Genomic DNA, 15,328 nt, shown 5'->3' with positions numbered 1-15,328 from the left:
TCATTTTTATCACCGTCACCCTGAGGCGCTCGCCTCTTCGGCGAGCCTCGAAGGGCGACGGCCCGGCTGGCAACTCGGCCGTTCATCCTTCGAGGCTCCCGACGCGATGCTCGGCATCGCTCCACTCGCGCCTCAGGATGACGGATCTGATGTTGGCCGCACCGCTACGACAGCTTGCGCCTGCTCCGCAGCCTCAGATGCTCGTCGGCCTCGACCTGTGTCATGCCCAAGAGATAATGTAACACGTGCAGCTTGTGGCGCTCGGCGAGCTTGCGCAGGGCGGCGGTCTGCTCGGCAATGAAGGCCACCGCCTCATCCGCCCCGCCTTCCCCCGGTTCCTCGTTGCGCGCGCCTCCCGGCGCGCCCGATGAAGCGCGCGCCCGTTTCTTTCCTGGCCTAGTCACCAGCCCACCCCGAATCCATGCCCCGGAGAAACATTATGCCGACATCGACCGCAACTCCAAGGTGGTATTTTGCAACTTTCTCGATATGAAACTTTTCCCATTGCGGCGGCTTTCAACACCCGCCGATTTGACAGGACCGGCCTCACCACCCATGTTCGGGTCGAAACGGCCGACCCGAGTCCTTTCGTTTTCGGCCCAAGATTTTCCCATAAGTTACTGGAACTACATGAATATCGTCATTGTGGAGTCGCCGGCGAAAGCCAAGACGATCAACAAATATCTAGGCTCGTCCTACGAGGTTCTGGCGTCGTTCGGCCATGTCCGCGACCTCCCCGCCAAGAATGGCTCCGTCGATCCCGACGCCAATTTCAAGATGATCTGGGAGGTCGACCCCAAGGCCGCCGGACGGCTGAACGATATCGCGAGGTCGCTAAAGGGCGCTGACCGCCTGATTCTCGCCACCGACCCTGATCGCGAGGGCGAGGCCATCTCCTGGCACGTGCTGGAGGTGCTGAAAGAGAAGCGCGCGCTGAAGGACCAGAAGATCGAGCGCGTGGTGTTCAACGCCATCACCAAGCAGGCGATCTCGGAAGCCATGAAGCATCCGCGGCAGATCGACGGCGCTCTGGTCGATGCCTATATGGCGCGCCGCGCGCTCGACTATCTGGTCGGCTTCACCCTCTCCCCCGTGCTGTGGCGCAAGCTGCCCGGCGCGCGCTCGGCCGGCCGCGTGCAGTCGGTGGCACTGCGCCTCGTCTGCGACCGCGAGCTCGAGATCGAGAAGTTCGTCCCGCGCGAATATTGGTCGCTGGTCGCGACCCTGCTGACCCCGCGCGGCGATGCCTTCGAGGCCCGCCTGGTCGGCGCCGACGGCAAGAAGATCCAGCGCCTCGACATCGGCACCGGCGCGGAGGCCGAAGACTTCAAGAAGGCGCTGGAAGCGGCCGCCTATGCCGTGACCGCGGTCGATGCCAAGCCTGCGCGACGCAATCCGCAGGCGCCCTTCACCACCTCGACGCTGCAACAGGAAGCCAGCCGCAAATACGGCTTCGCGCCGGCCCATACGATGCGCATCGCCCAGCGCCTCTATGAAGGCATCGACATCGGCGGCGAGACCACCGGACTCATTACTTATATGCGTACCGACGGCGTGCAGATCGCCCCCGAGGCGATCACCCAGGCACGCAAGGTGATCGGCGAGGATTACGGCAACGCCTATGTGCCGGACGCTCCCCGCCAGTACCAGGCCAAGGCCAAGAACGCCCAGGAAGCGCACGAGGCGATCCGTCCGACCGATCTCTCGCGCCGCCCCGACAGCATGAGCCGCAAGCTCGATGCCGATCAGGCCCGGCTCTATGAGCTGATCTGGAAGCGCACCATCGCGAGCCAGATGGAGGCGGCCGAACTGGAACGCACCACGGTCGACATCACCGCGAAAGCCGGCGGCCGGACGCTGGAGCTGCGCGCCACCGGCCAGGTCATCAAGTTCGACGGTTTCCTCGCGCTCTACCAGGAAGGCCGCGACGACGAGGAGGACGAGGATTCCCGCCGCCTGCCCAGCATGAGCGCCGGCGAAGCCCTGAAGCGGCAGTCGCTCGCCGTCACCCAGCATTTCACCGAGCCGCCGCCGCGCTTCTCTGAGGCATCCCTCGTCAAGCGCATGGAAGAGCTCGGCATCGGCCGGCCCTCGACCTATGCCTCGATCCTCCAGGTCCTGAAGGACCGCGGCTACGTCAAGCTGGAGAAGAAGCGCCTGCATGGCGAGGACAAGGGCCGCGTCGTGATCGCGTTCCTCGAGAGCTTCTTCAGCCGCTACGTCGAATATGATTTCACCGCTGGCCTCGAAGAGCAGCTCGACCGCATCTCCAACAACGAGATCTCCTGGCAGGAGGTGCTGAAGGACTTCTGGCGCGACTTCATCGGGGCCGTCGACGACATCAAGGATCTGCGCGTCGCGCAGGTCCTGGACGTGCTCGACGAGATGCTGGGCCCGCACATCTATCCGCCTCGCGCCGATGGCGGCGACGTCAGGCAGTGCCCGAATTGCGGCACCGGCCGGTTGAACCTCAAGGCCGGCAAGTTCGGCGCCTTCGTCGGCTGCTCGAACTATCCGGAGTGCCGCTACACTCGCCAGCTCGCCGCCGATGGTGAAGCCAACGCCGACCGCTCGCTCGGCCAGGATCCCGACACCGGCTTCGATGTCTGGATCAAGGCCGGCCGCTTCGGCCCCTACATCCAGCTCGGCGAGCAGAATGATTATGCGGAAGGCGAGAAGCCGAAGCGCGCCGGCATTCCGAAGGGCACCTCGCCCAGCGATGTCGACCTCGAGCTTGCGCTGAAACTGCTGTCGCTGCCGCGCGAGATCGGCAAGCACCCGGAAACCGGTCAGCCGATCACCGCCGGCCTCGGCCGCTTCGGGCCGTTCGTGAAGCACGAGAAGACTTACGCCAGCCTCGAGGCCGGCGACGAGGTGTTCGACATCGGCCTCAACCGCGCGGTGACGCTGATCGCGGAAAAGGTCGCGAAGGGCCCGAGCCGCCGCTTCGGCGCCGATCCCGGCAAGGCAATCGGCGATCATCCGACGCTCGGCACCGTCACCGTGAAGAGCGGCCGCTATGGCCCCTACGTCACCGCAGGCGGCGTCAACGCCACGATCCCGGCCGAGTTCGAAAAGGACGCCATCACGCTGCCGCAGGCGATCGCGCTGATCGACGAACGCGCGGCCAAGGGCGGCGGCAAGACCAAGGCGAAGAAGGCGGCCAAGCCCGCCAAGGCCAAGAAGGCTACGGACGGCGAGGACGCCGCGCCAAAGCCGAAGAAACCGGCCGCGAAGAAAGCCGCGGCCAAATCGAAAACCGAATCCACCAGCAAGGCGCGCGCCGCCGTGCCGTCGACGGCCAAGACTTCTGCCACAAAGCCGTCGCCGACCAAGGCAGCCGCCACCAAGGCTCCGGCCAAGAAGAGTGCCGGCAAGAATTAGAGGTTAAGTGAAACGCAAGAATGACCGTGGCTTTCCCGACCGGACAGCCATCGTCGCCTTCATCAAGGCAAACCACGGAAAGGTCGGGACCCGCGAAATTGCGCGCGAGTTCGGCCTGAAGAATGCCGATCGCGCCGAGCTCAGGCGCATGCTGCGCGAGCTCGCCGACGACGGCATCATCAAGAAGAAGCGCCACAAGGTCTCCGAGCCGGACACGCTTCCGCCGACGCTGCTCGCCGACATCACCGGGCGCGACAGCGACGGCGAATTGATCGCCTCCCGCGCCGAATGGGACGAGGTCGAAAGCGGCGAGCCGCCCAAAATCCTGATTGAGATGCCGCGCCGGCCCAAGCCTGGCACCGCCGCCGGTGTCGGCGACCGCGCGCTGCTGCGCATCGAACGCACCGACGAGGACGAAGGCCCCGCCTATCGCGGCCGCATCATCAAGCTCATCGACAAGGCCAAGAGCCGCATCCTCGGTGTATTCCGAGCACTGCCCGAAGGCGGCGGACGGCTCGTCCCCGTCGACAAGAAGTTCGCCGACCGCGAATTGAACATCGCGAAGGCCGACACACAAGGCGCACAGGACGGCGACCTCATCAGCGTCGACATCGTCCGCTCGCGCGGCTTTGGCCTCGCCTCCGGCCGCGTCAAGGAGAGGCTCGGCTCGGTCAAGTCGGAGAGGGCGATCAGCCTGATCGCGATCTACGCCCACGACATCCCCTTGCAATTCTCGCCTGCGGCCGAGCGCGAGGCGGAGGCGGCCGAGCCGGCGAACCTGAAAGGGCGCGAGGATTGGCGCGACGTGTCGCTCGTCACCATCGATCCGCCGGATGCGAAGGATCACGACGACGCGGTGCATGCGCAGGCCGACGATGATCCCAACAACAAGGGCGGCTTCATCGTCAACGTCGCCATCGCCGACGTAAGCTTCTATGTGCGGCCGGGCACCGCGCTCGACCGCGACGCGCTCGATCGCGGCAACTCGGTCTATTTCCCTGACCGCGTCGTGCCGATGCTGCCCGAGCGCATCTCCAACAATCTCTGCTCGCTGGTGCCGGGCGAGCCGCGCGGCGCGCTCGCGGTACGCATGGTGATCGGACCCGACGGACGCAAGCGCTCGCACACCTTTCACCGCATCCTGATGCGCTCGGCGGCGAAGCTGCATTATGCGCAGGCACAGGCTGCGATCGACGGTCGACCCGATGACACCACCGGCCCGCTGCTCGATCCGATCCTGAGGCCGCTCTACGCCGCCTATGCTTGCGTCAAGCGCGCCCGCGACGAGCGCGATCCGCTCAATCTCGATCTGCCCGAGCGCAAGATCCTTTTGAAGAGCGACGGCACGGTCGACAGCGTCGTCGTGCCGGAACGTCTCGATGCGCACAAGCTCATCGAGGAGTTCATGATCCTCGCCAACGTCGCCGCGGCCGAGATGCTGGAGAAGAAATCGCTGCCGCTGATCTACCGCGTGCACGACGAGCCGACGCTGGAGAAGGTCCACGCGCTCAGCGAGTTTCTGGAGACGCTGGACGTTCCCTTCGCGAAATCAGGCGCGTTGCGCCCCACCCTGTTCAACCGCGTGCTGGCCCAGCTCGAAGGTCACGACTATTACCCGCTGGTGAGCGAGGTCGTGCTGCGCGCCCAGGCGCAGGCGGAATATTCCGCGGAGAATTACGGTCATTTCGGCCTGAACCTGCGCCGCTATGCGCATTTCACCTCGCCGATCCGCCGCTATGCCGACCTCATCGTGCACCGCGCACTGGTCCGCGCGCTCGGCCTCGGCGAAGGCGCCCTGCCCGACAGCGAGACGCCGGAAAGTCTCGGCGAAGTCGCCGCGCATATCTCGCTGACCGAACGGCGCGCGATGAAGGCAGAGCGCGAGACCGTCGATCGCCTGATCGCGCATCATCTCGCCGACCGCATCGGCGCCAGCTTCCAGGGCCGCGTCTCCGGCGTCACGCGCGCCGGCCTGTTCGTCAAGCTGAGCGAGACCGGCGCCGACGGATTGATCCCGATCCGATCCCTCGGCACGGAATATTTCAACTATGACGAGAGCCGCCACGCGCTGGTCGGCACGCGCAGCGGCACCATGCATCAGCTGGGTGACGTCGTCGACGTCCGTCTGATAGAAGCAGCTCCTATCGCAGGCGCGCTACGCTTCGAACTGCTGTCGTCAGAACGCGAGACCAGTCCCCGCGAGCGCCGGCCGTTCCGTCCGCAGCGCAAATTGTCCAAGGCGCATCCGGGGCGCAGTCCGGAGAGAAAACGCAAGCCGGAAAAGCAAAAATCTGCCAAGGGCAGGAAGGTCAAGGGAAAGAGCAAGGGCAAAGGCAAGGGACAGAAGGGCAAGGTATGGTGACGATGAGCACGGCCCCAAAGATCTGGACGCGCGAGACCGGTCTCGTCGAGAAGCGCGACGTGTGGGCTGCGATGAAGCGCGGCTTTCGCGGCTGCTGTCCGCGCTGCGGCGAGGGCAAGCTGTTCCGCGCCTTCCTGAAGACGGCGGACAATTGCGCCAAATGCGGCCTCGACTTCACCCCGCATCGCGCCGACGATCTGCCCGCCTATCTCGTCATCGTCATTGTCGGTCACATCGTGGTGCCGACCATCCTCTGGATCGAGACCAACTACACTACGCCGATCTGGCTCAGTTTCGTGGCCTATCTGCCCTTCACCTTCGTCGCCTCACTCGCGCTATTGCAGCCCGTGAAGGGAGCTGTGGTCGGCTTGCAATGGGCTCTGCGCATGCACGGGTTTGACGAGAACCCTCCCGATGGTATTCCGCCTGTGTAAGTAAGAAGCAAAAAACGGTTTGGGTGAGGATATGACGGATATTGCGCAAGCAGTGGAGAAGGCCAAGGTTCACGATGAGAAGGAAGCCGACCACCATCCCTATTTTCGCCCGAGGGATGCGGCGACGCTGATCCTGGTCGATCGCAGCGGGCCCATTCCGAAAGTGCTGGTCGGCAAGCGCCACGACAAGGTGGTGTTCATGCCCGGAAAGTTCGTCTTCCCCGGCGGCCGCGTCGACAAGGCCGATTATCGCGTGCCCTGCGCCGCCCCTATCACCACGGAGCTCGAAGCCAATCTCGCCAAGGGCAGCCCGAAGACCCCGGCCTCGCGCGCGAAGTCGCTCGCCATTGCTGCGATCCGCGAAGCCTGCGAGGAGACTGGTCTGTGCCTCGGCCGCCAAGCGGAGGGCAAGGTGCCCAAGCTCGAAGGCCCCTGGAAGCCATTCGCGGATGCCGGCCTCCTGCCCGACCCATCCGGCCTGTTCCTGATCGCCCGCGCCATCACCCCGCCCGGCCGCGTCAAGCGCTTCGATACGCGCTTCTTCACGGCGGATGCCTCCGCGATCACTCACCGCGTCGACGGCGTGATCCATGCCGATGCCGAGCTGGTCGAGCTGGTCTGGGTCGAGCTCGGCTCAAAACCGCTCGCGGATCTGCATCCGATGACGCGCAACGTGCTCAACGAGCTCGACACCCGCCTTGCCAGCGGCCCGCTCCGCCACGATGCGCCGGTGCCGTTCTTCCATTTCTACGGCGGCAAGATGCAAAAGGATGTTTTGAGCTGATCGGCGCTCCCCTCTCCGTCATTCCGGGGCGCGCCTCTCTCCACTGGTCATTCCGGGGCGCGCGCAGCGCGATCCCGGAATCCATTCATCCACCGTGTCTGCGGCTCGATGGATTCTCAGATGCGCGATTGCGCATCATAGCTCGCGCCAAGAGGCGCGCCCCGGAATGACGTGCTGAGAGATCTGCAAAAAACAAAATAATCTTCCCGCCGCCGCCAATGGCGGAGTTCCGCCGCGTGCCTATGTCTTTCCCCAACGACACCCAAAACGGACACCGGGCGATGGCACAACGGCAACTCAAGCTTGGCGCGTTCATGCGCCCGATCAGCATCCACACCGGCGCCTGGCGCTATCCCGGCGCCTGGCCCGACGCCAATTTCAACATCAGTCACATCAAGCAGCTGATCCAAAAGCTCGAGGCCGGCAAGTTCGATGCCTTCTTCATGGCCGATCACCTCGCCGTCTTGAACATGCCGATCAATGCGCTCAAGCGCAGCCACACGGTGACGTCGTTCGAGCCGTTCACGCTGCTGTCGGCGCTGTCCGCCGTCACCGAGCGCATCGGCCTGATCGCGACGGGCTCGACCACGTTCGACGAGCCCTATCACGTCGCGCGCCGCTTCGCCTCGCTCGATCACATCAGCGGCGGCCGCGCCGGCTGGAATATCGTCACCACCTCGAATCCGGACGCGGCGCTGAATTTCGGCCTCGACGATCACATGGAGCACGCCGAGCGCTACAGGCGCGCCCGCGAATTCTACGACGTCGTCACCGGCCTCTGGGACTCCTTCGCCGACGATGCGTTCGTGCGCGACGTCGAGAGCGGCCTGTTCTTCGATCCCGCGAAGATGCACACGCTCGACCACAACGGCAAATATCTCAAAGTGCGCGGTCCGCTCAACATCGCCCGCCCGGTGCAGGGCTGGCCGGTGATCGTGCAGGCCGGCGCGTCCGAAGACGGCAAGCAGCTCGCCGCCGAGACCGCGGAAGCCGTGTTCACCGGCGGCGGCAGCCTCGCCGACGGCCAAAAGCTCTATGCCGACATCAAAGGTCGCATGGAGAAGGTCGGCCGCGATCCTGAGCACCTCAAGATCCTGCCCGGCGCCTTCGTCGTGGTCGGCGACAGCGTCGATGAAGCCAAGGAGAAGCGCGCGCTGCTCGACAGCCGCGTGCATTACGACAGCGCCATCGCCTCGCTGTCCGTCATTCTCGGTACCGATGCCTCGGGCTTCGATCCGGACGGCCCTCTCCCGGACATCCCCGAGACCAACGCCAGCAAGAGCGGCCGCCAGCGCATGGTCGATCTCGCCGCGCGCGAGAAGCTCACCGTCCGCCAGCTCGCCCAGCGCGTCGGCGGCTATGGCGGGCTGTCCTTCGTCGGCACCGCCAAGACCATCGCCGACCAGATGGAGGAATGGCTGGTCGGGCTCGGCTCGGACGGCTTCAACATCATGTTCCCGTTCCTGCCCGCCGGCCTCGACGATTTCGTCGACAAGGTCGTGCCGGAGCTGCAGCGCCGCGGGATTTTCCGCAAAGAGTATGAAGGGCCCACTTTGAGGGAGAATCTGGGCCTGCCGCGGCCGAAAAATCGGTTCTTTGAGGCATAATGGGGCCGTTTCGGGTAGATTTCCGGCCCCAAAACCTTGACATCAGACGGTTTCTGGCTAGGTTGCCGGCCAACGCGGGCCGTTTGGCCGGCTCCAGATTCCCTTTATTCCTGAGGTTCTGAACATGGCCAAAGCGGTCACCATCAAGGTCAAGCTCGTGTCCTCGGCTGACACCGGCTTCTACTACGTCGCCAAGAAGAATTCGCGCACCATGACCGACAAGCTGGTCAAGAAGAAGTACGATCCGGTCGCGCGCAAGCACGTCGAATTCCGCGAAGCCAAGATCAAGTAAGATCGGCTGAGCGTTGAAGAGTTTTGCGGGGCCCTTTCGGGCCCCGTTTTTATTTTGCGACCCCTGTCGTGTCCCGAACGTGATACAGCCTAGGCGATGCGTAGCATCGTCCGGTCGCGCTGCGCCGCAGAGCCGGGACCCAGGAAGCAACACAACGCGATGCTGATACATGGGCCCCGGCTCAGCAGCGTACCGCTGAAGAGGCGCCGCGCTGCGTCCGGGGCACGAGACAGAAATTGACGCGCTACCATTTCTCCACGCCGTCATTGCGAGGAGCCCGCGACAATATTGCAAAGCAATTTTGTCGCTGGTGCGACGAAGCAATCCAGGACCGTTCTGCCATTGCTGCAGACCCTCTCCTGAGTCCGTCCGCACATTTTTTTCTGGAGTCAGCGGTGTCACATCCCCTTACCCGCATGGAACTCCGGAGAACATAGGCCGTTTCCCCACCTGTTTTGAACGGGGAGACGCAAGCGTGAACCGCCGGCAAGTCCTTCGCGCATCGGCTGCCTTCTCGGCTGCCACCATGCTGCTGCGTGCAGCGAAGGCTCAGACGGGCTCCGCCCCGCCATTCAGCCCGTCCTACGTGCGCGAGCTTGCCCGCGCCCTTGCCGCGAAATCGTTCGAGCCTCCGGACGAGAAGCTGCCGGATGCACTGAAGAATCTCAACTACGATCAATACCGATCAATTCGCTTCAGGCCTGAGAAGGCGTTGTGGCGTGATGAGAAGCTACCGTTCGAAGTGCAATTTTTTCACCGCGGCTTTTTCTACAAGAACCGGGTCGAGATTTTTCAGGTGGTGAACGGGAGCTTCATGCCGATCCCGTATCGGCGCGACGACTTCTCGTTCGGAGAGGGTCTCGGACAATGGCCGGATGTCGACATCGGGTTTAGCGGATTCCGCATTCACGCTCCGATCAACAGGCCGGATTACTACGATGAAGTTTGTGTGTTCCTGGGCGCCAGTTACTTCCGAGCAGTCGCGAAAGGACTGACGTATGGCCTGTCCGCGCGCGGACTAGCGATCGATACCGGCGAGAGCAAGGGCGAAGAATTCCCGGCGTTCAAGGCCTTCTGGCTGGAGAAGCCGGTGCCGAATGCCTCTTCCATCGTAGTACACGCGCTGCTGGACAGTAAGAGTGCGGCCGCAAGCTACCGATTCACGATCCGGCCTGGCCAAAGCACGGTTTTCGACGTCGAGATGGCTCTCTATCCGCGGGTAGACATCGAGCATGCCGGGCTCGCGCCTATGACCAGCATGTTCTTCTTCGGGCCGAACGATCGCAAAGATTTTGACGATTTCCGCCCCGCGGTTCACGACTCGGATGGACTTGCGATCTTCAACGGTAGAGGTGAGCAACTCTGGCGTCCCCTGAACAATCCGCACGATCTGCAGGTCAGCAGCTTTGCCGACGTCAATCCGGGCGGCTTCGGCCTCATGCAGCGGGAGAGGAATTTCTTCGCCTATCAGGACCTCGAATCCAACTTCGAAAAGCGCCCAAGCTTATGGTTCGAGCCGATCGGCGATTGGGGCGAAGGAGCAGTGAAATTATTCGAGATACCTACCAAGGAGGAGGTCCACGACAACATCGCAGCGCTGTGGCAACCGAAGCAGCCGCTGACAGCCAAAAGCGAACACATCTTCACCTATCGGCTGCACTGGGGGCCGGACGCCCCCAAACCGGAGGCGCTCGCACGGTTCACGCGAACGGGGATCGGAAGCCGGGGTGACGATAGCAAATTGTTCGTGCTGGAACTGATGGGGGACCGACTCAAAGGCATCGATGCCAAGACCATCAAAGGCGTGGTGACCGCTGCAAAAGCCGAAGTCAGCAACATCGTCACGCAACCTAATCCCATGACAGGCGGATGGCGTCTGAGCTTCCAATGCTCGGTCAAGAAGCAAGCCGCAATCGAATTACGAGCTTTCCTGGCGCAAAACGAAGCGCCAGTCTCCGAAGTGTGGACCTATCGATGGACGCCCTGAGACCGTCGCCGACGCCTTCGCCGAACGCCCCTGGCAGCCCATTTCTGCCGCCGGAAAGTCCGCTGCCGATGCTGCCTTGCCGGCTGGATCGCGCGACTGAAGCTAACCGGTCGCCGGTGCATTCGGGTACCACTTTGATGGTTCGCCGCCTCTTTATTTTTGTCGGGACTGGGGTGCTGACGCTTGCCGGCGGCTACGGCATGTATGACGTGGTGAAAGTTGGCGGTGTAACCTTTCTCGAGGCGGTGCTGCTCGGCTTTTTCCTCGTGCTGCTCGCATGGGTCGCGCTCTCCTTCATGTCCGCGCTCGCCGGATTTTTCGTGCTGCTCACGCGCAGCCGGTCTTTTCTGCCGATCGATGCGACGGGCTCACTGCCTCCTATCACCTCGCGCACAGCCATGCTGCTACCCACCTATAATGAGGACCCGCATCATCTCATGGCGCGGCTACGCGCAATGTATGAATCAGTTCAAGCGACCGGATATGGGGACCAGTTCGACTGGTTTTTACTGAGCGATACGACCGATCCCGACATCTGGATTCGTGAAGAGCTGACCTTCATTCGGCTGCGCCGCGCCTGCGGCGCCGCTCGGCTGTACTACCGGCATCGCTCCAACAACATCGCGCGCAAGTCCGGCAATATCGCCGACTGGGTCATGAGGTTTGGGTCGGCCTATGATCACATGATCGTTCTCGACGCGGACAGCCTCATGGAAGGCGACACAATAGTTCGCCTTGTCAACGCGATGGAGTCCCATCCCGCTGCTGCGCTGATCCAGACGCAGCCGGTCATCGTCAACGCGCGCACAATGTTCAGTAGGCTGCAGCAATTTTCGGGGCGCGTTTACGGCCCCATCATTGCAGCCGGCAATGCTTGGTGGCACGGTGGCGACAGCAATTACTGGGGCCACAACGCCATCATCCGGGTACGGGCGTTCGCTGCGGAGGCCGGCCTGCCGGAGCTGAGCGGTCGTAAGCCTTTCGGGGGTCACATCTTGAGCCATGATTTTGTCGAGGCCGCGTTGATGCGCCGCGCGGGCTGGGCAATCTATCTGGCACCGACCCTCGGCGGCAGCTTCGAAGAAGCCCCGCCGTCACTGCTGGACTTTGCGGCAAGAGATCGTCGCTGGTGCCAGGGTAACCTTCAGCATCTCGCTGTGTTGCCCGCGCGCGGGCTACACTGGGTGTCGCGGCTGCATTTGCTTACAGGCATCGGCTCCTATGTCACCGCGCCGCTGTGGTTTCTATTCCTGGTGCTCGGCCTGCTGATTGCACTGCAGGCGCACTTCATCCGACCGGAATATTTTCCCAAAGGCTTCAGCTTGTTTCCGACCTGGCCGCAACAGGACCCGGTGCTTGCCGCCCAGATCTTTGCAGCGACCATGGGACTTCTGATCCTGCCGAAGCTGCTGGCCTATCTGGTGCTGATCGGCAATCGAAGAGAGCGGATCGGATTCGCAGGGAATCCTCGCGTATTGGCCGGAGTCGTTTGCGAGACATTTCTTGCGGCTTTGATCGCTCCGTGCATGATGATCCTCCAGACCAAGGCCGTGTTTGAAATTCTAGCTGGCCGGGACGCGGGCTGGCAGGTGCAGCGCCGAAGCGATGGCTACCTGGCTCGAGGCGAAATCTATCGCAAGCTCGTCGGCCCCACGCTCTGCGGATTGGCCCTGTTGCTCAGTGCCTACGCGGTCTCTCTGCCGCTGCTGCTTTGGATGTCGCCTGTCGTGCTGGGTCTTCTGCTTTCAATCCCGTTGGGCCTCATGACGTCTGCACGACTGAAGACGCCCGGACTTTTTGCCACGCCGGAAACCAACGACCCGCCCGCTGTGGTGCTCCGTGCAAACGAACTCGCCGCATCTGAGCCAACAGCGATAACCGGGGCCCTGCACCAGCTCAGCCAGGATCCAGAACTGCTAGGCCAGCATTTGGGATCGCTATCGCTTGCCAGGCCGCGCAAATTTGGCGCCGTCGACGTGCCTTTGGCGACGGCAACCACCAAGCTCGAGGAATGCGAAAGCTTGGAGGATGCAGTCGCATGGCTCGAAAGGCCGGAATTGCGCGCCGTTCTTGGCCATCCCATGCTGCTCCAGAGGGTCCTTGAGATGCCTCGCGCAGGTAAGAATAGGGAGCCCAGTATTCGGGATCGTCGGTAGAGTGCCCGCGCAAGCAGGACGCACTCTGCATTGCTTCGCTGCGCAAAGACCAAGCCACCGGTCGCCGTTCTCTGGCCGCCATCGATGGCTTCGCGGACCCGGTGGCCGCAATGTCGGAACCGGCGGTCAGCCTTCTCCCAGCCGCCATGCCGATGGCGCGAGCCTGGTTCGTTGCGAAGGTTCTCCAGCACCTTATTCCAGGAAGTAGACGCTCGTAACCAACACGGCGATCAGTACGGCACAACCAAGCAATGCAACGGTAAAGCAGATACGTGCTGGGATTGAATACGCATCAAAGTGCGGCTGTTCGATCATGCCACGCCTCCTCTCACCATCTGGCGGGAGCGCGATCATTAATCTTGGCAGCCTAGCCCTGTGGAACCTTGGTTAAAAGTCAACTGTGCTGACGCATCGGCCGCCTGGTGGCGGATCCCGGTTATTCAGGCAGACCTGAAGCGCGCATTGCTTCGATCAGGGGTGTTGCGAGCAACGGCACGCAGCCGATGGCGGAGCACTGACCATTGCTGCTGAAATTGGGCTGGAGTTGCATCACGCGCTCGGCGGTTGCATTCGCATCTTCCATTCGTCCGAGTTTGGCAAGCGACGCCGCCAGAAACATGTGCGAGACGCTGAAGCCTGGTTTGCTGCGAATGGCCCGTTGCGCTGCCGCCGCGGCATCTTCATAGCGTCCACGAAGAAAATGGCCCATGCAAATGCCATGCAGCGCAGCGGTAATCCACGGATCGAATGGACTAAGGCGGATACCCCGCTCGCCCCATTCGATGGCGCGCTCGGCTTCCCCTCCCCAGCCCAAAATCAACGCGCCCCAGGAATAGGCCCACGCCGCCGACGGGGAAATTGCCAGGGCGGCCTCGAAGGTTTCCAGAGCCAAGATACGGTCATGTTCGACAAGACCGATAGCGATTGCGGCGTAGACAAGTGCCGGGGCATCGTCGGGACCAAGCGCCACTGCAGTATGCGCGTACCTTATCGCGGCCGTGCGATTGTCTTCACGCCTTCCCGCTCGGAGATACAGTATTTCATTGCAAAACGCCGTTTGGCCGTGCGCGAGCGCGTAGTTCGGCTCAAGTAGAAGTGCGCGCTCGAGGAGTGGCACTGCCTGCGACGCGCCTTCCGGCATCCCAGTATCCACCAGCGGCGTCGCACGTAACACGAGATCGTAGGCGTCGAGATTGTCAGGCCGTTTGCGCTTCGCCCGTTCAATTTCGGCCTGACGCACGCTGGGCTCGATCGCGGCGACAGTGCTCACGGTAATTTCGTCCTGCAAGGCAAAGATGTCGTCGAGCGCGCGGTCGTAGCGATCTGCCCAGATATGGGCCCTGGTCTCCGCGTCAATCAGCTGCGCTGTGATCCGTACGCGGTCGCCTGCCCGTCGCACACTGCCTTCCAACACGTAACGAACCCCCAGTTCGCGTCCAACCTGCCTGATGTCAACGGACCGCCCCTTGTACGTGAAGGTCGAATTGCGGGCGATCACGAACAGCCATTTGAAGCGCGACAGCGCAGTGATGATGTCCTCCACCATGCCATCGGCGAAGTACTCCTGTTCCGGGTCGCCGGACATATTCTGAAACGGCAGAACCGCAATTGAAGGTTTGTCGGGTAATGACAGCAGTCGATTGCTCTCCGCCGTCGCTGGCTTCGCATTGGCAGGTTTGACCCCATATAGTCGAACCGCCCGATCGATGTTCTTCAGCGATCGTTCGCCTAGATCATCGAACTCGAATGTCGTTTTTCCCCTGACTTGTTCGAACGCACTTCCCGACAGACACACGCCGCCTGGTGCGCACTCGTTCTCAACGCGTGCGGCCACATTCACGCCATCACCGAAGATGTCGTTTTCGTCGCTGATAATGTCGCCGATGTTGATGCCGATGCGAAAGGCAATCTGTCCTTCCCGGCCGGCCATCTTCTCTTGAACGGCCATGGCGCATGTCACCGCGTCGACGGCGCTGGCGAATTCGACCAGGAGGCCATCGCCAGTTGTCTTGACGATCCTGCCCTTGTGCTCCGCAATGGCTGGATCGACGATTTCGCGGCGGATGACCTTAAGGGCTTCGAGCGTGCCGACCTCATCGGCGCCCATTAACCGCGAATAACCGGCAACGTCCGCTGCCAGCACCGCCGCTAACCGTCTCTCAACTCGCGCCATAGCCACCGCCACCCTGCCAGTTTGGAATTAATATAGCAGGATGAACATCTTCCGTCCCAGCCGGACGAAAGGCCGGGGTCTGGACAGCGCGCCAGGTCGGCTTCAGGGGCACGAGCGGCTATTCGCGGCCAAGCGGCGCGAGGTTTGCT

11 protein-coding genes are annotated in these 15,328 nt (G+C 62.7%); 8 read left to right on the top strand and 3 right to left on the bottom strand.

Features of this window, described 5'->3' with window-relative positions; genetic code table 11:
* Window positions 1-164: 164 nt before the first annotated feature.
* Entirely contained in the window at window positions 165-308 is a 144-nt protein-coding gene (locus XH85_RS46765; protein ID WP_245474189.1) for a hypothetical protein, read from the bottom strand.
* 322 nt (window positions 309-630) lie between these two features.
* On the opposite strand from XH85_RS46765, the gene topA reads away from it, so the two are divergent.
* The 8 genes from topA (at window position 631) to mdoH (ending at window position 13,006) form a co-directional block, all read left to right on the top strand.
* Window positions 631-3,384, top strand: a complete 2,754-nt coding sequence (topA, locus tag XH85_RS21075; RefSeq protein WP_128933309.1) for a type I DNA topoisomerase — start codon at window positions 631-633, stop codon at window positions 3,382-3,384.
* A gap of 7 nt (window positions 3,385-3,391) precedes the next feature.
* Window positions 3,392-5,746 carry a ribonuclease R gene (gene rnr, locus XH85_RS21070; protein ID WP_128933308.1) on the top strand — a complete coding sequence of 785 codons (2,355 nt, stop codon included), beginning with the start codon at window positions 3,392-3,394 and terminating at the stop codon, window positions 5,744-5,746.
* Window positions 5,740-6,180, top strand: a complete 441-nt coding sequence (locus XH85_RS21065; RefSeq protein WP_128933307.1) for a DUF983 domain-containing protein — start codon at window positions 5,740-5,742, stop codon at window positions 6,178-6,180. Before rnr ends, XH85_RS21065 begins: the two co-directional genes overlap by 7 nt.
* A gap of 31 nt (window positions 6,181-6,211) precedes the next feature.
* On the top strand, window positions 6,212-6,964 hold the full coding sequence (locus tag XH85_RS21060) for an NUDIX hydrolase (protein ID WP_128933306.1): 753 nt from the start codon (window positions 6,212-6,214) through the stop codon (window positions 6,962-6,964).
* A 281-nt stretch (window positions 6,965-7,245) separates the two neighbouring features.
* Window positions 7,246-8,571 carry an LLM class flavin-dependent oxidoreductase gene (locus XH85_RS21055; protein WP_128933305.1) on the top strand — a complete coding sequence of 442 codons (1,326 nt, stop codon included), beginning with the start codon at window positions 7,246-7,248 and terminating at the stop codon, window positions 8,569-8,571.
* 124 nt (window positions 8,572-8,695) lie between these two features.
* Entirely contained in the window at window positions 8,696-8,863 is a 168-nt protein-coding gene (gene rpmG, locus XH85_RS21050) for a 50S ribosomal protein L33 (protein ID WP_007603295.1), read from the top strand.
* A gap of 526 nt (window positions 8,864-9,389) precedes the next feature.
* Entirely contained in the window at window positions 9,390-10,850 is a 1,461-nt protein-coding gene (locus tag XH85_RS21045; protein ID WP_128937367.1) for a glucan biosynthesis protein G, read from the top strand.
* Window positions 10,838-13,006, top strand: a complete 2,169-nt coding sequence (gene mdoH / locus XH85_RS21040; RefSeq protein WP_245474187.1) for a glucans biosynthesis glucosyltransferase MdoH — start codon at window positions 10,838-10,840, stop codon at window positions 13,004-13,006. The genes XH85_RS21045 and mdoH overlap by 13 nt, the downstream gene beginning before the upstream one ends.
* A 192-nt stretch (window positions 13,007-13,198) precedes the next feature.
* Here mdoH and XH85_RS47405 read toward each other — a convergent pair whose 3' ends face one another.
* The gene (locus XH85_RS47405) at window positions 13,199-13,321 is read right to left on the bottom strand and encodes a hypothetical protein (protein ID WP_276339337.1); all 123 of its coding nucleotides are present in this window, start codon (window positions 13,319-13,321) and stop codon (window positions 13,199-13,201) included.
* Between the two features lie 121 nt (window positions 13,322-13,442).
* A complete protein-coding gene (locus tag XH85_RS21035) occupies window positions 13,443-15,149 on the bottom strand; it encodes an adenylate/guanylate cyclase domain-containing protein (protein WP_276486175.1) in 1,707 nt (568 codons plus the stop codon).
* Between the last annotated feature and the right edge of the window lie 179 nt (window positions 15,150-15,328).

It is taken from the genome of Bradyrhizobium zhanjiangense (assembly GCF_004114935.1).
Classification (GTDB): Bacteria; Pseudomonadota; Alphaproteobacteria; order Rhizobiales; family Xanthobacteraceae; genus Bradyrhizobium; species Bradyrhizobium zhanjiangense.
Note: the sequence above shows the minus strand (reverse complement) of the source record. Positions and strands in the feature narration are given on the sequence as shown.